Origin of the sequence: Colwellia sp. MB02u-14 (assembly GCF_014076915.1) — a bacterium.
Lineage (GTDB): Bacteria > Pseudomonadota > Gammaproteobacteria > Enterobacterales > Alteromonadaceae > Colwellia_A.
The window spans coordinates 105,097-125,673 of record NZ_JACGUX010000079.1 but is presented as its reverse complement, the minus strand read 5'-3'; the positions used below and the strand labels follow the sequence as shown (position 1 = coordinate 125,673).

Annotated in this window: 21 protein-coding genes; 3 read left to right on the top strand and 18 right to left on the bottom strand. The window is 35.6% G+C overall.

Annotated features, from left to right (window positions below):
• Nucleotides 1-27 precede the first annotated feature (27 nt).
• The 18 genes from H4J52_RS10910 to H4J52_RS10825 form a co-directional block, all read right to left on the bottom strand.
• Nucleotides 28-561, bottom strand: a complete 534-nt coding sequence (locus H4J52_RS10910) for a GNAT family protein (RefSeq protein ID WP_310649688.1) — start codon at nt 559-561, stop codon at nt 28-30.
• Nucleotides 562-580: 19 nt separating this feature from the next.
• Nucleotides 581-1,252: a PIG-L deacetylase family protein gene (locus H4J52_RS10905; RefSeq protein WP_182176980.1), complete on the bottom strand. Its 672-nt coding sequence runs from the start codon at nt 1,250-1,252 to the stop codon at nt 581-583.
• Nucleotides 1,249-1,962, bottom strand: a complete 714-nt coding sequence (locus tag H4J52_RS10900) for a WbqC family protein (RefSeq protein ID WP_182224691.1) — start codon at nt 1,960-1,962, stop codon at nt 1,249-1,251. The genes H4J52_RS10905 and H4J52_RS10900 overlap by 4 nt, the downstream gene beginning before the upstream one ends.
• 4 nt (nt 1,963-1,966) lie before the next feature.
• On the bottom strand, nt 1,967-2,995 hold the full coding sequence (locus tag H4J52_RS10895) for a DegT/DnrJ/EryC1/StrS family aminotransferase (RefSeq protein ID WP_182176978.1): 1,029 nt from the start codon (nt 2,993-2,995) through the stop codon (nt 1,967-1,969).
• A 3-nt stretch (nt 2,996-2,998) separates the two neighbouring features.
• The gene (locus H4J52_RS10890; protein ID WP_182176977.1) at nt 2,999-3,472 is read right to left on the bottom strand and encodes a DapH/DapD/GlmU-related protein; all 474 of its coding nucleotides are present in this window, start codon (nt 3,470-3,472) and stop codon (nt 2,999-3,001) included.
• A gap of 9 nt (nt 3,473-3,481) precedes the next feature.
• Entirely contained in the window at nt 3,482-4,867 is a 1,386-nt protein-coding gene (locus H4J52_RS10885; protein ID WP_182224689.1) for an NAD(P)-binding protein, read from the bottom strand.
• A 24-nt stretch (nt 4,868-4,891) separates the two neighbouring features.
• Entirely contained in the window at nt 4,892-5,950 is a 1,059-nt protein-coding gene (locus H4J52_RS10880; protein WP_182176975.1) for an N-acetylneuraminate synthase family protein, read from the bottom strand.
• The gene (locus tag H4J52_RS10875; protein WP_182176974.1) at nt 5,950-6,672 is read right to left on the bottom strand and encodes a bifunctional 2-polyprenyl-6-hydroxyphenol methylase/3-demethylubiquinol 3-O-methyltransferase UbiG; all 723 of its coding nucleotides are present in this window, start codon (nt 6,670-6,672) and stop codon (nt 5,950-5,952) included. The genes H4J52_RS10880 and H4J52_RS10875 overlap by 1 nt, the downstream gene beginning before the upstream one ends.
• A complete protein-coding gene (gene pseG / locus H4J52_RS10870; protein WP_182224687.1) occupies nt 6,662-7,735 on the bottom strand; it encodes a UDP-2,4-diacetamido-2,4,6-trideoxy-beta-L-altropyranose hydrolase in 1,074 nt (357 codons plus the stop codon). Before pseG ends, H4J52_RS10875 begins: the two co-directional genes overlap by 11 nt.
• Complete coding sequence (locus H4J52_RS10865) at nt 7,735-9,024, bottom strand: aminotransferase class III-fold pyridoxal phosphate-dependent enzyme (protein ID WP_182223644.1); 1,290 nt, start codon at nt 9,022-9,024, stop codon at nt 7,735-7,737. The genes pseG and H4J52_RS10865 overlap by 1 nt, the downstream gene beginning before the upstream one ends.
• Nucleotides 9,017-9,799 carry a cytidylyltransferase domain-containing protein gene (locus tag H4J52_RS10860; protein ID WP_182176971.1) on the bottom strand — a complete coding sequence of 261 codons (783 nt, stop codon included), beginning with the start codon at nt 9,797-9,799 and terminating at the stop codon, nt 9,017-9,019. Before H4J52_RS10860 ends, H4J52_RS10865 begins: the two co-directional genes overlap by 8 nt.
• 2 nt (nt 9,800-9,801) lie before the next feature.
• The gene (locus H4J52_RS10855; RefSeq protein WP_182176970.1) at nt 9,802-10,692 is read right to left on the bottom strand and encodes an aldo/keto reductase; all 891 of its coding nucleotides are present in this window, start codon (nt 10,690-10,692) and stop codon (nt 9,802-9,804) included.
• The gene (gene pseC, locus H4J52_RS10850; RefSeq protein WP_182224685.1) at nt 10,689-11,840 is read right to left on the bottom strand and encodes a UDP-4-amino-4,6-dideoxy-N-acetyl-beta-L-altrosamine transaminase; all 1,152 of its coding nucleotides are present in this window, start codon (nt 11,838-11,840) and stop codon (nt 10,689-10,691) included. Before pseC ends, H4J52_RS10855 begins: the two co-directional genes overlap by 4 nt.
• Nucleotides 11,837-12,838 (bottom strand): UDP-N-acetylglucosamine 4,6-dehydratase (inverting), encoded by a 1,002-nt coding sequence (pseB, locus tag H4J52_RS10845; RefSeq protein WP_182176968.1) that lies wholly within the window; start codon nt 12,836-12,838, stop codon nt 11,837-11,839. The genes pseC and pseB overlap by 4 nt, the downstream gene beginning before the upstream one ends.
• A gap of 278 nt (nt 12,839-13,116) precedes the next feature.
• Nucleotides 13,117-13,455 (bottom strand): hypothetical protein, encoded by a 339-nt coding sequence (locus tag H4J52_RS10840; protein ID WP_182176967.1) that lies wholly within the window; start codon nt 13,453-13,455, stop codon nt 13,117-13,119.
• Nucleotides 13,455-13,853 carry a flagellar export chaperone FliS gene (gene fliS / locus H4J52_RS10835; protein WP_182176966.1) on the bottom strand — a complete coding sequence of 133 codons (399 nt, stop codon included), beginning with the start codon at nt 13,851-13,853 and terminating at the stop codon, nt 13,455-13,457. The genes H4J52_RS10840 and fliS overlap by 1 nt, the downstream gene beginning before the upstream one ends.
• Before the next feature lie 41 nt (nt 13,854-13,894).
• Nucleotides 13,895-14,182 carry a hypothetical protein gene (locus H4J52_RS10830; RefSeq protein WP_182176965.1) on the bottom strand — a complete coding sequence of 96 codons (288 nt, stop codon included), beginning with the start codon at nt 14,180-14,182 and terminating at the stop codon, nt 13,895-13,897.
• Nucleotides 14,183-14,300: 118 nt separating this feature from the next.
• Nucleotides 14,301-16,058, bottom strand: a complete 1,758-nt coding sequence (locus H4J52_RS10825) for a flagellinolysin (RefSeq protein ID WP_182176964.1) — start codon at nt 16,056-16,058, stop codon at nt 14,301-14,303.
• Between the two features lie 213 nt (nt 16,059-16,271).
• On the opposite strand from H4J52_RS10825, the gene H4J52_RS10820 reads away from it, so the two are divergent.
• The 3 genes from H4J52_RS10820 (at nt 16,272) to H4J52_RS10810 (ending at nt 20,465) form a co-directional block, all read left to right on the top strand.
• On the top strand, nt 16,272-17,744 hold the full coding sequence (locus H4J52_RS10820) for a sigma-54 dependent transcriptional regulator (protein WP_182223645.1): 1,473 nt from the start codon (nt 16,272-16,274) through the stop codon (nt 17,742-17,744).
• A gap of 206 nt (nt 17,745-17,950) precedes the next feature.
• Nucleotides 17,951-19,138: a PAS domain-containing sensor histidine kinase gene (locus H4J52_RS10815; protein WP_182223646.1), complete on the top strand. Its 1,188-nt coding sequence runs from the start codon at nt 17,951-17,953 to the stop codon at nt 19,136-19,138.
• Nucleotides 19,125-20,465 (top strand): sigma-54 dependent transcriptional regulator, encoded by a 1,341-nt coding sequence (locus H4J52_RS10810; protein ID WP_182176961.1) that lies wholly within the window; start codon nt 19,125-19,127, stop codon nt 20,463-20,465. The genes H4J52_RS10815 and H4J52_RS10810 overlap by 14 nt, the downstream gene beginning before the upstream one ends.
• Nucleotides 20,466-20,577 lie beyond the last annotated feature (112 nt).

Sequence of the window (20,577 nt, the reverse complement as noted above, 5' to 3'; positions counted from 1 at the left end):
AGATAGTTATACCGGGGTGAATTAACTTTAAGGCTCACTTTTAAATAAGCATACTTGGATCAGATCACAGGATTTTCCGTGCAACACAAAGTGATCTTTAAATATCCCATCGTGTTTATAACCCGCACTTAGAAAAGCTTTTGTACTACCAATGTTAGGTTGATAAGCGCGAGCAGATAATTTTCTTAGTTGCAAAGTATTAAAAGCATAATCGCTAACTAATTGTATCGCTTGCTTAGCGTAACCTTTACCCCATACAGTTTTATCACCAATAAATAAACTGATATACCCAACACCATGATGTTTATTAATCCCCCCTATTTTAATATTACCAATATGGCCATTGAGATGGCTTCTAATAGTGAATAAGTGATCACTATGATTTGCTAAAATATCTTCTACAAAACATGTTACTGATGACAGGGTTTGTTGCTGAAAACGCGTTTCTAAATATTGGTTTACTTGAGGATCATTTAACCAGTTTACATAAGTTGAATTAACGTCATTTAGACTAATATACTGTAAGAATACATCACCGTTATGTTTGTTTTTTAATTGCACAATTTTTTCCTCTAAGATGCTAAGAGATTAATATTCTTTCAATATAAAATGCTTCTGCCTTTTCAAAGCCATTTGTCGCTCCCCGCAGTGTTCCTAGTGCTTCAATACAGGGTAAACTACGACTGTGAGGGAAATCCCTTAATTCTTGAGCATAACATTGTAATGCTTGTTGTTTTTTTTCCCAGAAATGAGATGAATTGACAAAGTATTGTGGGTTAAATGTAGGAGTACTCGGTGAACTCCATTCTGTACTCGATAGCACTTCGAAAGACAAAATAGTGTGAACTGTTGAGTTACGTTGAGGACGACATGCTGTCATTACAGCTGAATGAGTGAGTTGATGGTCAATGTTTAAATCATATGCGTAATGAGTGTAAATAGTATCAGGATTTCGGTGCTCAATGACCGACTCAACAGCTTTAACAAGTTGAATGAGCGGTACGGTATCCATGCTGTTATCTGGAAAATCAAAAAAATGCAAATTGGTAACACCGAGTATTTTCATAGCCTTTTGAGCGGCTAAATGGCGTTCTTTACAAGCGGAATTAGTACTATTAGAGCGAGAAGAAACACCATCTGTCATAAACATTACATTAACGGTATCGCCATTAGCGGTATGCCTAGCAATAGTGGCTCCCATTCCTAATGTTTCATCATCACTATGGGCAACGACGATAAGTATGTTTTTCATGGTGAGTTCCTTAATATTTTCAAACTTTTATCGCCATGGTGCAGTAAAAGATCGAGCAAAGATAAATGTGAACTAAATTCTGCTTTAAATTGTTGATAATGTGGGTGTTTGTAGTCTTGATATTCAACACTAACATTAGCTTGAACAAATGTATTTAGATTTAAATAATTACGACCAAGTGTGCCAGAAATATAATGGTCAGCGTCATATTTCTGGCAAATCTCTAACACCAGATCAGACTTTGTTCGTTGCCAATTAACCTCGCTACTGAAACTTATAGTGGTGTTAATACCTAAAGCTTTAATAAAAAAGCGTAACTGTGCTTTTAATAAATCGTTTAATTTCAGCCAAGGTTGTTGATAAAAGAATGCAAGTTCATCATGATATTTTTCAAAGAAAGGTGCTTTTTTATAGCTAAAATAAATACTTTGCCAATGTTTTTTTTGCCATTTTTTTTGTTCACTTATAGTTAGGTTATTAATGGCTAATTGGCCAAATCCACCTGAAGTTTTTATTGGCACTGTTAATATTAAAGATCCATTAGACGTTTGTATTTTATTACGATTGATCATGGCGTTTTTTTCGAATTGTACATGATCTAGTACTACGTGATGATCGCTATTGGATATACGTTCAAAATATCCCAACCAAGGTAAATAGGCCGGTTGGTTAATCGATATTATTTTTTTTGCTTTAATGGTGAGACTCATCTAATTATCTTAAAAATTTTTGACATAACATCGCTATTTCCTCTGCTTCTCGCAAAGTAAGCGTCGGATATATTGGTAAAGAAACTGTATTGTTTGCGAGTTTAATCGCATTTTGGGTTGCAGCCAATAGTTCCCAATCTTCAATCGGAACAATAGCACTAATATTATGCTCAGCGAGATGCGCAATTAAAGCCTTGGCTTTCGGTGTAATAAGTACAGCACGATAACGTACAGAAATAAATTCTTCTCCACTATTAATACTCCCATTAAGCAAAGGTAAATTTGCTCGTTGATATAGTTGATAAATTAGAGCTCTTTTGTCAATAAATAATGGTAATTTTCTTAATTGAACACGACCTATTGCAGCTTGTATTTCAGTTAATGGAAAATTGAAGTGCTCTTGACCATCTGCATTTGTATCAAAAGCTAAATAATTTCTAATGGCATCAATGTAGTCTTTGTTTTTACTAACGACCATGCCACCTTGACCACCACTGGTTATTAACTTTGTTGCATAAAATGATAGCACTCCAATATCAGCAATAGTACCTAAAGCCTTGCCATTAATACTTGCTCCTAATGCTTGTGCAATATCTTCAATAATATGCCCTGAAAAATTAGGGAGTTCGCTTGTTTGTCCAAATATATAGGGATAAATTAACGTATCTGCTTGGCTTTTTGCTAATGCTATTGGGCAAATAATAGTCGTATTTTCTTTCGTATCAAGAATGTCGCATTCTGCTTTGGCAAGCTTAGTCGCCTGTTTTAGAGAGTGACAAACATAGGACGGGATTGCTACTTTTTTACTATTTAATGCGGTTAATGCTAAAAAAAGTGCGGCAGAACCTGTCGATACGGCCACAGCATGACCATGCGGTAAGCCAATAAAATCACATATTTCATTTTCAAAGTGAAAAATATTTTTTGACGATACTAACTGGTTAGATAGCACAATATTTTCGGTCACCTTCACTTCTTCCTGCCCTAAAGAGGGTCTGTTATGTGGGATCATATTTTGTGAGTCGACTATCATCGTTTATCTGTGTAATTCATTTGTAATCAGAATTTTTTTACAAGCATCAAAGTAATGTCCTGCTTTTACCACCATAGGGTTTCCTATTACCAGTGAATATGGGGGGATCTCTCCACTTTCAACAATTGTTCCCGCGGCAACAACACTATGATGTCCAATTTTAGCACCACCTTTTATGACTGAATGTGAGCCAATGAAAACATTATGCTCAATGATAATATCTTTACGTACAACACAATCACTAATTCCTAAAGTCAATTTATGGGAGTCTGCCGAATTAATAGCTACAAAGGAGGCAATATCACAATTTTCACCAATACTTACGTTGCAACCAGTCGCATTAACTTCTGACATACCACCAATGTAAACATTTATACCTATTTGTGGATTGCCATTAATCCACACCAAAGGATGAAACTTATTTTTTTTAAAATGCGTTAACTTTTCAAAAAGGGATCTAAAAATATTTATATGCATTGCAACTCTTTAATTTTGGCAGTTATAGGTATTGAAAACTTCTACTAACACGTCAGCCATAAAAAAATTATTGGCTGACGCTTTCCCAAGTAATTGAATATTTTCAATGTTTTCATTGACACAGTTTTTTTGCCGAGATAATTCATTAACAAAATCATTGGTAAATGCAGGAAAACCATCATTGGTTATCACCGTGGATCGGTAAAGTGTATTTGTTGAAAGGGTAATAATACCCATGGTTTTCAATTCAGTTAAAATATTGTTTTCCATTTGTAATATTTCACTATTAGTAATGTCATTATTTAACTTATCATTTGATAGTACTTCGACAGTACAGCGGTTAGGGCCATTGATTTCACCTGCTTCTGCAATATTTGAATATAATGTTATTCTAAAGCTTTTCATGTTTGGATCATTACAATAGACATGAAAGTTATGGGTATCAAATGGCTGATCAAAAACAAAATTATGTAAAATTACACGACTAAAACTCGGCTTGTATTTAGATGTAAAGTCTAATCCAGCAAGTTTTATTAGAGGAAAGAGCGGTGCTGTCCAAATAAGATTTTCGACCTCTATTCTTGGATATTCATGGTTTGAAAGGGTTAAGGTATTTATTTTATTTTTGTTATAACAAATACTATTTATTTTAGTATTTAGTAAAAATTTAACATTAAGAGCGGTCGCTTTTTCAACTAAATCGTCTACCCATAAACCGATACCTTTACCATGCTTAGGATAGTAATTATTGAGTGATGAAACACCTTCATTATAGCTTTCAAAACCTAATATATTATCTAACAGAGGCGTTTTTTTTAACGTTTTCATCATTTGAGCTGGACCTATGATTAAACGATTGTAGCCAAATAGTTGTAAAGCTGAAGGATGAATATCCTCTAGTTCTTTATTTATTAATTTTTTCATTAAGGGCTTAAATAACTTTTCGGTAAAAGTTTCACCATACATATCGTAACAATATTCTTGTAAGTTATTGGCTTGCTTTGCTTTTTTATGATCTGCTGATAGCAGTTGATAGGTTGCTTTTTCTAATACACTTTCTGGTAGCGCACGAGCATACAGAAGTTGTGACATTTTATGATAATAACCATTCACCACATTTCCTGACTTGAGAATAGGTAATGTTGACCAATTGTTAGACGGCATTGTTGGCATTAAAATTTCATCAAGTTCTTTAATGCCTGTTTCACCTAAAATATGGGTACCATAGTCAAACTCATATCCTTGAGAAGATTTTATGGATTTTAATAATCCTCCACATTTATCTTCTGTCTCAATTAAACAAACAGAATCATCCGGGTTCTGCTTTTTAATTAAAATGCTCGCCAGCAAGCCTGCTATTCCTCCGCCAACTATTGTATGTTTAAATTTTTTCATTACTATTCCCGTAATTAATTGAATTTATGAGTCGATAAAGTCACCAAAATTTATTTTAGTACCTTGTTTAATTACTTTGTTTGCTGAAAAACCCACTACTTTATCCCATAGAATTGGTGGTAAACCATCGCCAGGTCTACGTAGTCCGATGTTTTTATCTGTTAGCTTATCGTTAGGGTTTATATCAGTAATAGCAACAATACTTCTTCTTGCTAAGGTGCGCATAGATAGCTCCTGCTCAGTAGCTCTAATAACTGCGCTGCCTTTCATCACATAGGCTTGATGAATAGAGTCACGCCACTGCTTTAACGATATAGGGTTTTCTGAAAACCAATGATCAGGCCCCTGTAAGTTATGATCTAAAGTAAAATGTTTTTCAAATAATGCGGCACCATACGTAACAGCTAAAGAAGAAGCCAAAGCCCCTTGAGAATGATCCGAGAACCCAAGTACTAACATAGGGAAGGCTGCTTTTAATGTACGTAACTTCTCTAAATTAATATCTTCAGGTGGTGTTGGATACTGAGAAGTACATAGGCACAAAATTATCGGAGCTCCCTCAAAAGCACCTACGGCTTCAAGGGCGATAAATACATCAGATAAATCAGCCATGCCACAGGATAAAATCATTGGTAAATTGGCTTTTTTATATGATTTCAATAAGGGGATATTATTAAAATCATCAGAGCCTACTTTAATTACATCGATTCCTATATCAAGTAATAATTCGAGATCACTAGGGTTTTGTGGTGTTGATAAAAACATTATATTTTGTTTATCGCAATACGCTTTTACTTGTCGCCATTCATCAACCGTAAACTCCATTCTCTTAAACATATCTAACATTGGCTCAGTGATTTGTTTACCTTGAGAGTTATAGGTAAACATCTGCTGAGGATCACCACAAAATTGTTCAGCTTTAAACGTTTGAAATTTAACCGCATTCACCCCTGATTCTACAGCAACATCAATCATTTTAAAGGCAGTTGTCAGATCTCCATTATGATTAATTCCGGCTTCAGCAATAATAAATGGCTGGTTATTCTCTGAAATTACATGCTCACCAATAATAACTGAATTCATTATTTCACCAAGTAAAAGTCAAACATATGGGTAGACTGGAATAAATTAGGATTGTTTTTTGTTTGCTGGCATTGTTTAAAGCCGACAGAATGTGCAATTGTTTTTAGTTGGCTAAAGTCAATCCAAAAGCGATTGGTTAATTCTTCTTCAATTGCATGTTTTATGCGCTCTTCTGGCCAGTCTAATGTTTGATATGAGGCGATGTGTTTATCTCTACGTGATAGATCAGTTGTTTGAGTAACGAAAATCCGACCATTAGCGGCGGTAACATTAAATAAGTTTTTTAAAATAATTTCAATTTCATCATAAGTATCAAAATACTGTAATGCTCCCCCCAGTAATATTTTGTGATATAAAATATTTGATTCTTTTGTTTGGACTAAAGTTAATAAATTATCAACATAAGGATGAACATTATCAAATATTTTGCAATCTATTTTCGCACGTTTAATTGCTTCTTCAGAATAATCAAATAAATGTACTTCTTGCACCAATGGCGAAAAATACATAGATAAATAACCACAACCGCCGGCAGCATCAAGCAGTACAGTACTTTTATTAACACCATCTAATCCATTGATTATATCTGTAATATATGAAAAGTAATCACTTATGCTATCGCTGCTTCTTCCCATTGTGGCAAAAGGGTTATTAAGTTGTGTTGTTTCGTTCCAACGATGTCGCCATAATTCACTACGTTTACATGTATCACTATCTATCATTATCTTCTCCAATTGCTGATGCTAATAACTTTGCTGCTCTTATTGCTCCTTGGCCATCACATAATCTTAAAGCCTGTTGTGATAACATCGAACATTGTGTTGCATGGGTAATTATTGATAATTTTTTTAAAAAACCATCACTATCTAATGTAGTTTCTTCACCTAAGTATACGTTTTTCATTGTTTTAGTTACTAGCTCTATATTTCTATGTTGATTTGAGCATGTTTTTATCAAAGCACAAGGTATGCCAAGGCTAAATGCTTCCCACATTATATTTCCTGCTGCGGTAATAATTACCTGTTGCTGTGCCATAGCAAGCGCTATGCTTTTAGAATCTATGATGAAGTTTATCCGTGAGTTATCATACTTTTTAATCATTGGTGGTATATGCTTATTAGCCGATGTACTTAAAACATTAATATGGACATTTAAGGGAAGTGATATTAGCCAACTTAACAATTTTTCTGTCGTATTTAAAGGATCTGTTGCGCCGATAGCTAGCATTAAGTTAGTTGTCAAAACAGGATGTTTTTTAATTTCGTTTGGTTTGCATTGATTTTGTGGTTTATGCTGAAACTCTTCGCGAAGTAGCGCATACTTAGGGCCTAGCAGTAGTGTTGTTGTACTTGATATTGAAGAATACTCTTGTTCGTAATAACACGAAGCATCCCATATGAAATCTACATTATTCCAAATTCTACCTGAATCATTTAGTACCATTAAACGCTCAGCATTTTGTTTTATTATAGTCATCCAAAGCGTTTCAATCTGGTAATGATCAATGATGATCAAACTCACAGTTAAATTATATTTTCCCATCTGTATTAGCCATTGCTGGGCGTTTTCTTTTTGGTTACTTCCATCTAGCCTCTGATGTTTAGACAACATTATATGCTGATGGGGACTTACTTTTAGTCTTTTTTCAATTTGCTCCTCATCTGTCTCTAGCAAAAAAACACAATCTAAGCCCTCATTAAATAGTGCATTCGCTAATGATAAACAGCGATAAAAATGACCAAACCCGATAGTGGCGTTTGCATCACATCGAAAACAAATGGTCATTACCGCACCTTAAATACAGGTTTAGTCACCACACCATGAAAGTGTTGAGTGAAGTTTCCTTCAGCATTAATTCTTACAGCCTTGGGGATTATGTCATCATAGGCGTTGAGTAGTGTTTGGATATGCTCTTTCTGATGCGCATAAGAAATATTATGTGCGTTACCAACGAGAATACCACGAGCATGCATCTCTTGTTGTATATAAGACGAAAGCTCTTGCTCGGTAACCGCTTGTGTTTGAGCCACCAATAAAAATGGCCATGCTTTATGACCTGATACGGAAAATAACGCTTGAGCATTATGCTTTGTAATTATGGTGTTAAGTCCGTTAATTAACAAATCACCCATGGCATGTGTATGAGCTAATACATCAGAGGCTTTAAATTTATTGATAGTCGCTTTAGCCGCTGCTAACGATAAGGTTTCACCACCAAAAGTACCTGAATAGAAGATATCTTCCATTAGCATCATTAACTCTTTTTTACCTGCGATAACTGATAAAGGAAAGCCATTGGCGATACCTTTACCAAAAGTAGATATATCAGGTGTAACATCAAATAAGTGTTGAGCGCCATTTAAGTGAAACCTAAAGCCTGTGATAATTTCATCAAAGATTAATACAGCGTTATGTTTAGCTGCTAATGCTTTTACTTGCTGTAAAAAATTATTTTTAGGGAAGAACACATTCATTGGTTCTAAAATAATGGCGGCAATTTTTCCGCTATTATTGTTAAGCACTTTCTCAAGGGAAGATATATCATTGTAATTAAACTTATGAGTTAGAGATTTTACACACTCAGGAACGCCTAAGCTGCGTGTGGTTGATCCAATATACCAATCTTGCCAACCATGGTAGCCGCATACAGCAATATGCTCTTGACCCGTATAAGCGCGAGCTATTCTGATAGCAGCAGAGGTAACGTCACTGCCATTCTTTCCAAAACGAACCATTTCAGCACTTGGAATTAACTCAATAATTTGTTCCGCAACTTCCATTTCAAGTAGGTGAGGCAATGAAAATGTCACCCCTGATTTGATTTGCTCAATAACTGCAGTATCAACATCTACATCACAATAGCCAAGCGAGATAGATAATAAGCCATTTACAAAATCAATATATTGATTGTCATCGGCATCCCAGACTAAGCAGCCAGAGCCATGTTTAATAAACAATGGTGAAACCCCCAACGGATAGACTAATTTACTTTTACTAAAAGTTTGTGAACCTAAAGGAATACTTTGCTCTGCACGGTTAAGTAATTGTTCTGATACAGTAAATTTTTTATTCATATCCGAGTTCCTCGTCCTTCATAAGGGACTTTATTAAACCTTCATTACGAATGAATTGTTGGTTTATTTTTGTTAATTCTGGCTGTTGTTGTAGCAACTCAAATATATCAGTTAAGGTAAAGTTTGTTTTTTTTTGATAGAGTGATTGGTATATTTTATTAATTAAATCAAAGTCTTCAGGTTCATCTACAGTCCAGCGATAATAAGATAGATCGGGGGTGTGGCGATAGTTTATCCGTTTAAATGAGTCTGGATTATTATGAATAAAAGATGTTACATGCTCACGCTCAGAAGGCTTTTTAGCGAGAAAATTAGATTTTTTTAAGGCTTCAAAGCTAAATACTTCTACATCTAAACCATCGGGTAAGGTAGCGGGTTCACAATTTGAGCAGTAATCGACCTGGCTTAATAAAAATAAACGTATGACCCGATCAACAATATGACTATCTATTAAAGGACAATCGCCTGTTATTCTGACGATATTCTTAACCTTACCATCAGAATTATTAGTTAAAGCAGCTTGATAATATCTCTCTAATACGTCATCTAAAGAGCCTCTAAAACAGCTAATATCTAACTGCTTGCATAGTGCTGCGATTGGATTGTCACTGGTTAGTGTACTAGTGGCGACAATGAGTTTATGAGGCGTTTTAACTTTCGCAAGTCTTGCTAATTGATGACTCAGCATTGGCTTACCTAGAATAGGGAGTAATACCTTATTAGGTAGTCTTGATGATGAGGTTCTTGCTTGTACTATAATTAAGGTGTCTGTCATTTTTATTTTTGTGGCCAATAGCTCGGATTTATAAAATTTATTCGTTGATCTACCAACTTAGAAAGTTCGTCTGTGTTGATAGCTAATACTTTTGCATGCTGATATGCCAAAACTAATTCGTTCAGTTCTTGACAATTACATACACCAATAATTAACTTATCAATAATATGACTATAGTCATGCGACTCTTGTGCCACTATTGCTAATGCTAAAGTTAGCTTTGAGCAATTTAAATGCTTAGCAAGTAGAGTAAATGCGGCTAATTTACTTTCGAAAGGATGAAAGTATTGAGGTAATTCTTGTTTATTAAAAAAAATCAAACCTTGTAAAAATAACGAACGGGCATGGAGTTTGATTTTTTTCTCTTGGCATAAGTTTATAATATCCGGTGCTAAAAATCGTTGATCAAAGATATTAATAGGTACTTGAGCAAAATCAATAGGAAAATGCTGAGCTATATTATGCAACTCTGTTGGGTTATATAATGAAGCACCAATTTTCTTAATTAGCTTTTGTTTTTTTAATACGTCCAATTGTTGAAAAAATTGTTTTCTTTTAGGATGTATTATTAAGTCATCTGCTTGATGTAATAACAAACCATAAAGTTGCTGCTGTTGCAGTTTTCGAAAACTTTGATCAAAATAATCTAAAAGGGATTCTTGTTCAGGCGCTAAAGGTGGTATTTTAGTGATAACGTTAAAGTTCGAATTAGGTATTAATTGCCCTAACACTTGTTCGCTATCCCCGTACATTGCAGCACAGTCAAGTGTTGAAATACCTACAGAAAAAGCCTGATCTAGTATTTCTTTTATTTCTGTCTTTGATACTTTTCCTTGGCGGTTACTAATACCATAATCTAAGCCAAACTGTGCGGTGCCAAGAGCTAACTTCATAAAAAGCTTATTATTGTATTTATAATGTCTTGTTGATCACCATTAGAAAGCTCAGGATATAAAGGTAAGGTTATTGCACGTTGATAATAGCTTTCTGCATTAGGGTAATCGCCAACACAGAAGCCTAATTTTTGGTAATAGGGCTGGGTATGAATAGGAATATAATGAACATGAGCAAGAATATTACACTCTCGTAGTTTAGTTATAATTTCTTTATGTCGAGTGGCATTCTCACCTGCTAACAAAACAATATATAAATGATAGGCTGAATAGCAATTATCTGTAGGTATTAATGGCGTTAATTCACATTTTTCAAAAGCAATATCATAACGTTTTGCAATCTCATTACGCTTACTCACAAAATTGTTTAGCTGGGATAATTGGCTTGTACCAAGTGCAGCTTGTATGTCTGTTAATCGATAATTAAACCCTAATGCTATTTGCTGATAATACCAAGGCCCATCACTTTCTCCAATCATATTACTTTCGACTGAAGTAATACCATGGCTTCTATATAAACGTAGTTTTTCAATTAATTCAGGAGAATTTGTTACAGCCATCCCCCCTTCCGCACTGGTAATTATCTTTACCGGGTGAAAACTAAAGACGGTTATATCTGAAAACTGACAATTTCCTACAGGAGCATTAAAATAATATGAACCAATGGCATGCGAAGCATCCTCAATAATTGCGAAGTTATATTTATTAGCTAATTCCTTAACTGCTTTCATATCACAAGGTTGCCCAGCCAAATGAACAAAGATAACAACTTTAGGCAATGTGTTAGTCAATTTAGCATTGATAAGTTTATCGGTTAACGCTTTGACAGATAAATTACCTGAAGCTAAGTCGATATCAACAAAATCAATACTTGCTCCACAATAAAGGGCACAGTTTGCCGATGCAACAAAAGATATGGGAGTGGTCCAAACAATATCCCCTACGCCCACTTCTAAAGCTAAGCAAGATATATGTAATGCAGAGGTCGCACTATTTACTGCACAGGCAAAGTCAACTTGGCAATGGTCTGCTATATTTTTTTCGAATAAGGGCACTTGAGGCCCTTGCGTTAAAAAATCGGATGTAAGAACATTAATAACGCTATCAATATCTTCCTGACTTATTTTTTGTTTGCCGTAAGGGATCATTTTTCAGCCATCGTATTAAAACTTATAAGCTCTTTTACCGTAAGAAAGTGTTTATTGTTTTTGGAGTTATACTCGAAACCTGGCTCAACACTATGACCACTTTCATTTAGTGCATTATGGGTAAAGTCATTACTTCTGCTAGAGAATATAATACTAGGCGCAATAACGAAGTGATCATCATATTCATAAGTTTGATAACAATTATCTGAGGGACACATTATTTCATGTAATTTCTCGCCGGGTCGAATTCCTACTATTTTTATAGGTAGATTAGGCGCCATTGCTTTAGCCAAATCAATAATTCGCATTGACGGTATCTTAGGAATGAAAATTTCACCACCCAACATACGTTGAAAGTTTTTTAAAACAAAGTCGACACCGCCTTGCAAAGAAATCCAAAAACGAGTCATTTCTGCATGAGTAATGGGTAAACTTGTTGTGCCATCGTCAAGCAGTTTTTTAAAAAATGGCACTACGGAACCACGAGAGCCAACAACATTACCGTAACGTACTACTGAAAATAATGTTTTATAACCGCCACTCATATTATTTGCAGCAACAAAAAGTTTGTCTGATGCTAATTTTGTGGCGCCGTATAAATTAATAGGGTTTGCGGCCTTGTCTGTTGAAAGAGCGATAACTTTCTCAACATTATTCGCTAAAGCAGCATTAATGACATTTTCTGCACCATTAATATTGGTTTTAATACATTCCATCGGGTTGTATTCTGCAGCAGGTACTTGTTTTAACGCAGCAGCATGAATGACGAGGTCAATTCCATTCATCGCTTGAATTAAGCGTTCTTTATCTCTGACATCACCAATAAAATAGCGCATACAGGGGGCATCATAAATTTGTTGCATGTCAAATTGTTTTAGCTCGTCTCTTGAGTAAATGACAATTCGTTTGGGGTTATATTGTTCAAGAAGGGTTTTTACATAGAGCTTTCCAAAAGAGCCCGTCCCGCCGGTAATTAGAATGCTTTTATTATCGAACATCTTTATTTGCCTTTATTTTTGTCGATAGAATAATATCGAAATTAATAAAATAAATCATTTAATATCATACATGTTTTACAATACTACCGTGTATTTCTATTTATCTTTAACAAATCATCCTATTTATTATAAATTCGCATTAATAGCTGCTCGTTTTCGCGCACTATGCAAACTGATTTTTTGGATAGTCGTAATCGTACAAATAGTTTAATTATGGCAACGTTTTTAACGTTAATAGATCTTATTTTAAAAGCATTCAATAAGTTAGATAATAGGGTTTAATATTTTTGATAGGCATTAGCCTTTTTTTTACCTTTCTTTAAGCTTATAAGTTTTTCAGAAAAAGACTGTTTTATTTTTTGACACTTCGTGTTTAATGACTCATCGAGCGTAATGATCTGATTGACGTGAAAGAGGTGAATTTGTATTTGTTCTTTTGAATATTGATCAAATAATTGTTTAAGCAATATTTCACGTTCATTTTTAAGATTTATAAGTTGTTCATTTATTTCATCTTGAGCTAGTTCTTTTGTATTATCAAGCTCATCAAGCCTCACTAATAATTGTTGTGACTTGATGATAATATTCTTAATGACACTTTCTATCGACGGTGTCACTAAAAACTAACCTTACCTTGTTCTTCAAGAGGAATAGCATCCCAACCGGACTTTATAGGAATAATAATTAATGCAATATCATTGAGTAAATCTATATCATTATTGGTGTTTGCTTCAAAAAGTTTTTCAGAGCAAAAATTATATAAAGAAGATAAATTTGTTGATATTTCTCCTCCCTTTTCATGATCTAAGGAACCTTCTAATACACCTACAATAGCAATAGCATTAGATATTTGGATGCCTTTTTTTGCATAATCTTTTTGAGATATAGCACCTTTAGCGGTTGCGATGTTATCTAATAATTTTTGAAATAATAAAGCCACTAGCCGATAAGGAGAGGCTTCTCCTGCATTACTTAGTTCTGTTTGTTTATATTTTTTTAATGATATATGAGGCATTATTTACTCCAAAATTTAACACTTACCTGATGTTGCTATATTTATTTTAGTTTAATTGTATTATTTATAACAACAGAAAACCCTTCATTTTGCGCTTTCTTAAATGCTTCTATTAATGTCGAATGTTGTATACCTTCAATATTATCAATAAGACCATTATCTGTTATTTCAATATTATCCCAACCTCGGTTAACTAAGTATTGTTCAATATCACTAAGCTGTTCTTCTAAATTATCATTTTTTAAAAACATATTGAAAGCATGCACATTACCTAACACATGTTCATTACTGCCAGACACACATTCAGCACTACCGTTTAATATTAACATTTATCTACCCTATTATTTAAAAGTACTTAAGTTCTATTTTATAGAAGCATTCATAAATCGTGCCATTTTTTTTGATGGGAAATTGACAGATATATTCATTTACTTGATAAAGAGCGCGCTAACTAAGCAACTGTAACATTAGTTCAGGGGTAGCCTTACTTTGACTTAGCATTGATGTAATAGCTTGCTGCTTTATTTGCTGAGAAACTAATGTTGCAGTTTCTATTGCATAGTCAGTATCTTGTATTCGTGAACGACTAGCCGTTACGTTTGCTTGTATATTATTCAAATTACTTATCGTGTGTTCAAGTCTGTTTATAGAAGCGCCAAGATGTGAACGTTGATTATCAACAAATTGCAATGCGGTATCTATTGTTGTGGTTGCAAGTTGAGAGTCCTCTTTTAAGTCCACCCCATTTAAACCAAGATTATCACTGGAGAAACCCGCAACAATCATATTTATCGTTTGGTTTGCATCAGCGCCTATTTGAAATGACGTCGTTTTACCGCTAATGGTAACTGAGTTGTTATAATCTTCTAAAGCAACTTCATTAAAGCTTGTAGGGTCCCAGTTAGTACCAGAACCAAAATCAGTGTTGGTTGTGTTATCGTCACCATTGACAAAATAGCTGTCAAAATTGGATGTCGTTTTTGCACTGCTAGCACCAACAATAGTTTCTTCTCGACTTATGCCTCCAGCAGCATCGAGACCACCAAATGCGCCATTGTCGGCGTTAGAGGTATCAATGTTAGCGGTTACAAAGTCTTCAAAGGTAGTGCCTGCCATTAATGTCGATTGTAAAGCTGCATTGCTGGCGAAAGTGCCTTGTGCAGCAAGTGCTGAATCGAAAGAGTTACCACCGGATAAACTGGTCATGATATTTTTAATGCCCGCTTCACCAATTTGGTCCTCTAAATAACGCATTGTGATATAACCGCCAGAATAAACCCCCGCGATTTGGATACCTGTTGATGGGGTAGAGCCCGGTATTGCAGCAAAAATGGAATTTGTTTCGTTTCTCAAGTTGGTTAAGCCATAACTAGCAATGTCTGAAGCAACTCTATCATCAGCTCCACTGACCGCTTCGGCGGTGCCTTCGGAAAACCAAATGGGCACAGAACTTAAATCCATTTGATTTGCCATTACCGCGTGCGTCATTTCATGGAGTAAGGTCGACTTCAAGTCTTTGACCTTCGCTGAGTCTAAAGTAGAAAAATCATCTAAATCTATGGTCATTACCAATTCAGTGCCGTTACCGGGACCGAGAAATGAAACTGATGCAAGTTTTCCTCCAGCACCATCAACGTTTTCAAGATCAATTTTCATTTTTGCGCCATCACCAGATAAACCTAAGACGCTTTGGATTATGTTTTCAGACTCTGCTAAAACGCCACTTTGCAAGACATTTAAAATGTTTCTTTCGGCTTCATTGGCGCCGCCTAATCCTTTTCGCTCAACTTGATCAAAAACTTTATTACCACCAAAGGTCGTCGTTTTATTTATTCTGTCTAATTCTTGTTTTAGCTGTTCACTTTCTTTGTTTAATGCACTTTTATCATCAGGGGATAATATACCATTGCCTGCTTGTAATGAAAGATCACGCATTCTAAATAATATATTAGTAACTTCTTCTAATGCACCTTCAGTCGTTTGTGCAAGAGATACTCCATCGTTGGCATTACGCTGAGCAACAGAAAGTCCGTTAACTTGTGAAGTCAGTCTATTAGATATTTGTAGGCCAGCAGCGTCATCTTTTGCTGAATTAATACGCATACCCGAAGACAAACGAGCGTAAGTAACAGATAATTTATTAGAGTTATCTGTCATTTGGCGCTGTAAAAATAAGCTTGTGCTGTTGGTAATTATACTATTCATTTCAAACCATACTCAACGTGTAAATTACTCTTATTAAAATAGTTATCGGTTGCATTGAACATTTCTTTAATTTATTTCATCTTATTTATAATTAAGATGATTTATATACTTTAGTCAAAGTAATGGCACAAGGTGTCAATTTTTTGTTGCTTATTTAGTATATCGCGCTAAAATCTGTTTATTAGTTAATAAAAATATTGGTTTATCAAGATTATGCAGGGTCAAAAACATGTGCTTGTCGTGGATAACGACATTGCCAGGCGCGATCAAATAGCCACCGTATTATCATTTGTAGGCGAACATTTTTATGTTTGCCCTGAAGAAGATATTAATCAGTATTTTAACGAATCTGATCATATTCTTACCGTTATTTTATGCGGTAAGGTCAGTGAGCTGCTTGTTGAATTTGTTAACAAGCATCCCGCAACCCCCTTTATTTTACATGATGTGCTTGATGCTAGTTTACTTAATAAAGCGGTAAATGTACTAGGCAGTTTGGCTGTACCATTGAATTATGCTCAACTTACTGAGCAAGTACATCACTGCCATCAATACCATAACCAATTACCTTCAAAAAGAAACCACAATGGTCCTAATCTGTTATTTCGATCTTTGGTCGGTACCAGCGAGCCTATGCTACAAGTTAGATTTTTAATTGAGCAAGTGGCAAGTACTCAAGCCAGTGTGTTGGTCTTAGGAGAATCCGGAACGGGTAAAGAAGTTGTTGCACGTAATATTCATAATTTGTCTGATCGTGCAAAAGGACCTTTTGTACCGGTTAATTGTGGGGCTATTCCTGGTGAATTACTCGAAAGTGAGTTATTTGGCCATGAAAAAGGGGCATTTACAGGGGCTATTTCTACGCGCAAAGGCCGTTTTGAAATGGCAGAAGGTGGTACCTTATTTCTTGATGAAATCGGAGATATGCCACAACCCATGCAAGTAAAGCTTCTGCGTGTGCTACAAGAGCGTACTTTTGAACGCGTAGGTGGTGCAAAAAGTATTAAAACTAACGTCCGTATCATTGCCGCGACGCACCAACACTTAGAAGAGATGATCACCGCAGGAACCTTTCGTGAAGATCTGTTTTATCGTCTGAATGTTTTTCCTATTGAAACACCGGCACTACGTGATAGAAAAGAAGATATTCCTTTGCTGATTAAAGAACTTATTGCTCGTTTTGAAGCAGAGCAAGGACAAAGTGTTCGTTTTACTGAGCAAGCGATTGAATCGTTAAAACTACATGCTTGGGCGGGTAATGTTCGTGAACTATCAAACTTGATTGAGCGTATGATTATTATGTTTGGTGAGCAGGTTGTCAATGTCAATGAATTACCTGCAAAATATCGTCATATTGATGTTGAAGAGTATCAACCGGCATATCCTGATGAGTTGCAAGAACGTGATGCGATAAATGAGCTATTTGCTGGTTTTGATTACGATGATGACGAAGAAGACATCACGAATTTTGATGATGAACTCAAAGGTGAATCTGTCGTTGATGTGCTACCCAATGAGGGTTTAAATTTAAAAGAGTACTTAGCAGATTTAGAAGTTTCGATGATAAACCAAGCGCTTGATAAAAATGATTGGGTGGTTGCTCGCTCTGCAGAATTACTTGGGATGCGCAGAACCACGTTAGTTGAAAAAATGCGAAAGTATAGTTTACAAAAGCATACCAGCTAATCGTTTTTTGTGCGCTTTTATCTTTACGTAGAATGACACTTAGCGACTACTTCGTTGAGTGTTTTTTGTTAGTAGACGGTAAAGCCAAATCTTTGACAACGTTTTTTGTACGTAAAATGACTTCTAACCTCATGTAAATTAATACAAAGCCTCTTTGGCATAGTTAATGCTTTATTCAGTTAGTATTTTAAAATTGAGTAAAGTATATGACCGTTGCAGTTTCACATTCATTAGCATCTTCAACCTTATCTTCATCCCTTAATTGTGTGGAAGATAGTTTATTTCATCAAGCTAAGTTTGCTTTTACTCAGCAGCCTTTTTCTGCAAGTGATACTTTAGAAAGTGAAGCATACCGTGGTGAGCTTTCCTTACTTCGTCAAAAATCAAAGCAACTTGAACAAATTATCGATGTTATGCCTACGGGGATGATAATGCTTGATGGTGATGGCATTGTGATTAAAACCAATAAAATTGCTAGCCTGTTGCTTGACGAACCTATTTTGGGTCAAGCGTGGTTTGATGTGATTAAACGCTCTTTTAAACCACGTGCAGACGATTGGCATGAAGTGTCATTAAAAGATGGTCGGCGAGTTAAGCTAGAAATTACCGCCTTGGGTGACCAACCAGGGCAGCTAATTATGATCACCGACCTCACGGAAACACGTTTATTACAAGACAAACTTAGCCATATGCAACGTTTATCTTCATTAGGTCACTTGGTTTCAAAACTTGCTCATCAAATTCGCACCCCACTTTCTGCCGCAATGTTATATGGCGCAAATTTAAAAAATAAAAAACTTTCTCCAGACGATCGCGGTAGTTTTCAAGAAAAATTAATGGCGCGTTTGCACGACTTAGAACAACAAGTAAACGACATGTTGCTCTTTTCCAAAAGTGGCAAGCAGAAAGTTGTTGAACCGCTCTCTATTAATAAATTGATTACATATTCAGTTAACAGTGTTGAAGCCTTAATTTTGCAGGCTAAAGCGAAAGTAAATATCAAACTTTGTGATGATGATTGCCAAATCTTGGGTAATAAGCGCGCTTTGAGCGGGGCAATTGAAAACTTAATTCATAATAGTTTGCAAGTGATCAAACAAGGAGCAGAAATTACACTTACGACTTTCTGCCAAAATGAATATGCCTACATTAGTGTACAAGACAATGGGCAAGGTATTGATAAAGAACTTGCCAGTAAAATTTTTGAACCTTTTTATACATCAAGAGCGCAAGGTACAGGTTTAGGTTTAGCGGTTGTTAAATCAGTTGCAAAGGCGCATCAAGGTGATGTGCGTTTAGTGAGTAAGCCAGGAGAGGGTGCACACTTTTGTATTCACTTGCCTATTTTAGAAACAAACCATGTTAATGGGGAGAACACTAATGGATCAGAGTAAAATATTAGTGGTTGAAGATGATGCGGGACTACGCGAAGCACTCATTGATACCTTGAAATTATCAGGTTATCAGTGTATTGAAGCTGATTCAGGTGAAGTGGCTTTACTTATTCTCAAAGAACAAAGTGTTGATCTTGTGGTGAGTGACGTACAAATGGGTGGGATGTCAGGTTTAACTTTACTTAACAGTATCAAGAGAAAATGGCCAAATTTACCCGTGCTCATTATGACAGCATACGGCACGATTCATGATGCAGTACAAGCGATGCGTGATGGCGCTTGTAATTATATGGCGAAACCTTTTGCTCCTGAAGTTTTGTTAAACATGGTTAATCAATATGTGCCATTAAACGTGACGAAACGTCATGAGCCCGTGGTGGCTGATGCACGCAGCATTGAATTATTAGTGTTGGCTAAAAAAGTGGCGACTACAGATGCTTCCGTTATGGTGCTTGGCCCAAGCGGTTCAGGTAAAGAAGTACTCGCGCAATATGTTCATTATAATTCAAACCGAAGTGACAAGCCTTTTGTTGCTATAAATTGTGCCGCAATTCCTGAGAATATGCTTGAAGCGACTTTATTTGGTTATGAAAAAGGGGCTTTTACTGGCGCCATTCAAGCATGCCCAGGTAAGTTTGAACAAGCGCAGGGTGGTACTATCTTATTAGATGAAATCACTGAAATGGATCTTGGCTTACAAGCAAAAATTTTACGGGTGTTGCAAGAGCGAGAAGTTGAACGTTTAGGGGGGCGTAAAACGATTAAGCTTGATGTTCGTATTATAGCAACCAGTAACCGTGATTTACATGCTGCGGTTAAAGACGGAATATTTCGTGAAGATTTATATTACCGTTTAAATGTTTTTCCATTAACGTGGTTACCATTGAAAAAACGTAGAGATGATATTGTACCTTTAGCTAAGCATTTAATTACCCAAGCATCGGTTGCTAATGGTCTTGTTATCCCAGAACTTACTGCTTCAGCTAGAAATAAACTGGCCAGTTATGATTGGCCGGGTAATGTCCGAGAATTAGACAATGTTATTCAAAGAGCTATTATTTTACACAGTGACCATCTTATTGATGCGGGTGATCTATTAATTGAAAATTTTGATAGTGAAATTGTTACTGAGATACCGTTAGAAAATAATAATGAAGATAAACTAGGCAATGAACTAAAACTACAAGAGCATCAAATTATTCTTGATACGCTGACCGCCTGTCAAGGTAGCCGAAAAGATGTTGCTGAACGATTAGGGATCAGCCCAAGAACACTGCGTTATAAAATAGCCAGAATGCGTGATTCAGGTATTCAAATACCCGCATAAAATAACGACAACGGTTAAAAATTCCCTTATAAACCCAACTTTTTTATTAAAATGTTGGGTTTACTGCTATCAGCCCCTTTAAATAACCACTTCTTCCATAATTATAATACTG

What these genes read in the sequence shown, in the direction of transcription:
- H4J52_RS10905 (WP_182176980.1), bottom strand. Translation starts at nt 1,252, where the DNA reads ATGAAAAACATACTTATCGTCGTTGCCCATAGTGATGATGAAACATTA.
- H4J52_RS10900 (WP_182224691.1), bottom strand. Translation starts at nt 1,962, where the DNA reads ATGAGTCTCACCATTAAAGCAAAAAAAATAATATCGATTAACCAACCG.
- H4J52_RS10895 (WP_182176978.1), bottom strand. Translation starts at nt 2,995, where the DNA reads ATGATAGTCGACTCACAAAATATGATCCCACATAACAGACCCTCTTTA.
- H4J52_RS10890 (WP_182176977.1), bottom strand. Translation starts at nt 3,472, where the DNA reads ATGCATATAAATATTTTTAGATCCCTTTTTGAAAAGTTAACGCATTTT.
- H4J52_RS10885 (WP_182224689.1), bottom strand. Translation starts at nt 4,867, where the DNA reads ATGAAAAAATTTAAACATACAATAGTTGGCGGAGGAATAGCAGGCTTG.
- H4J52_RS10880 (WP_182176975.1), bottom strand. Translation starts at nt 5,950, where the DNA reads ATGAATTCAGTTATTATTGGTGAGCATGTAATTTCAGAGAATAACCAG.
- H4J52_RS10875 (WP_182176974.1), bottom strand. Translation starts at nt 6,672, where the DNA reads ATGATAGATAGTGATACATGTAAACGTAGTGAATTATGGCGACATCGT.
- pseG (WP_182224687.1), bottom strand. Translation starts at nt 7,735, where the DNA reads ATGACCATTTGTTTTCGATGTGATGCAAACGCCACTATCGGGTTTGGT.
- H4J52_RS10865 (WP_182223644.1), bottom strand. Translation starts at nt 9,024, where the DNA reads ATGAATAAAAAATTTACTGTATCAGAACAATTACTTAACCGTGCAGAG.
- H4J52_RS10860 (WP_182176971.1), bottom strand. Translation starts at nt 9,799, where the DNA reads ATGACAGACACCTTAATTATAGTACAAGCAAGAACCTCATCATCAAGA.
- H4J52_RS10855 (WP_182176970.1), bottom strand. Translation starts at nt 10,692, where the DNA reads ATGAAGTTAGCTCTTGGCACCGCACAGTTTGGCTTAGATTATGGTATT.
- pseC (WP_182224685.1), bottom strand. Translation starts at nt 11,840, where the DNA reads ATGATCCCTTACGGCAAACAAAAAATAAGTCAGGAAGATATTGATAGC.
- pseB (WP_182176968.1), bottom strand. Translation starts at nt 12,838, where the DNA reads ATGTTCGATAATAAAAGCATTCTAATTACCGGCGGGACGGGCTCTTTT.
- fliS (WP_182176966.1), bottom strand. Translation starts at nt 13,853, where the DNA reads ATGCCTCATATATCATTAAAAAAATATAAACAAACAGAACTAAGTAAT.
- H4J52_RS10830 (WP_182176965.1), bottom strand. Translation starts at nt 14,182, where the DNA reads ATGTTAATATTAAACGGTAGTGCTGAATGTGTGTCTGGCAGTAATGAA.
- H4J52_RS10825 (WP_182176964.1), bottom strand. Translation starts at nt 16,058, where the DNA reads ATGAATAGTATAATTACCAACAGCACAAGCTTATTTTTACAGCGCCAA.
- H4J52_RS10820 (WP_182223645.1), top strand. Translation starts at nt 16,272, where the DNA reads ATGCAGGGTCAAAAACATGTGCTTGTCGTGGATAACGACATTGCCAGG.
- H4J52_RS10815 (WP_182223646.1), top strand. Translation starts at nt 17,951, where the DNA reads ATGACCGTTGCAGTTTCACATTCATTAGCATCTTCAACCTTATCTTCA.
- H4J52_RS10810 (WP_182176961.1), top strand. Translation starts at nt 19,125, where the DNA reads ATGGATCAGAGTAAAATATTAGTGGTTGAAGATGATGCGGGACTACGC.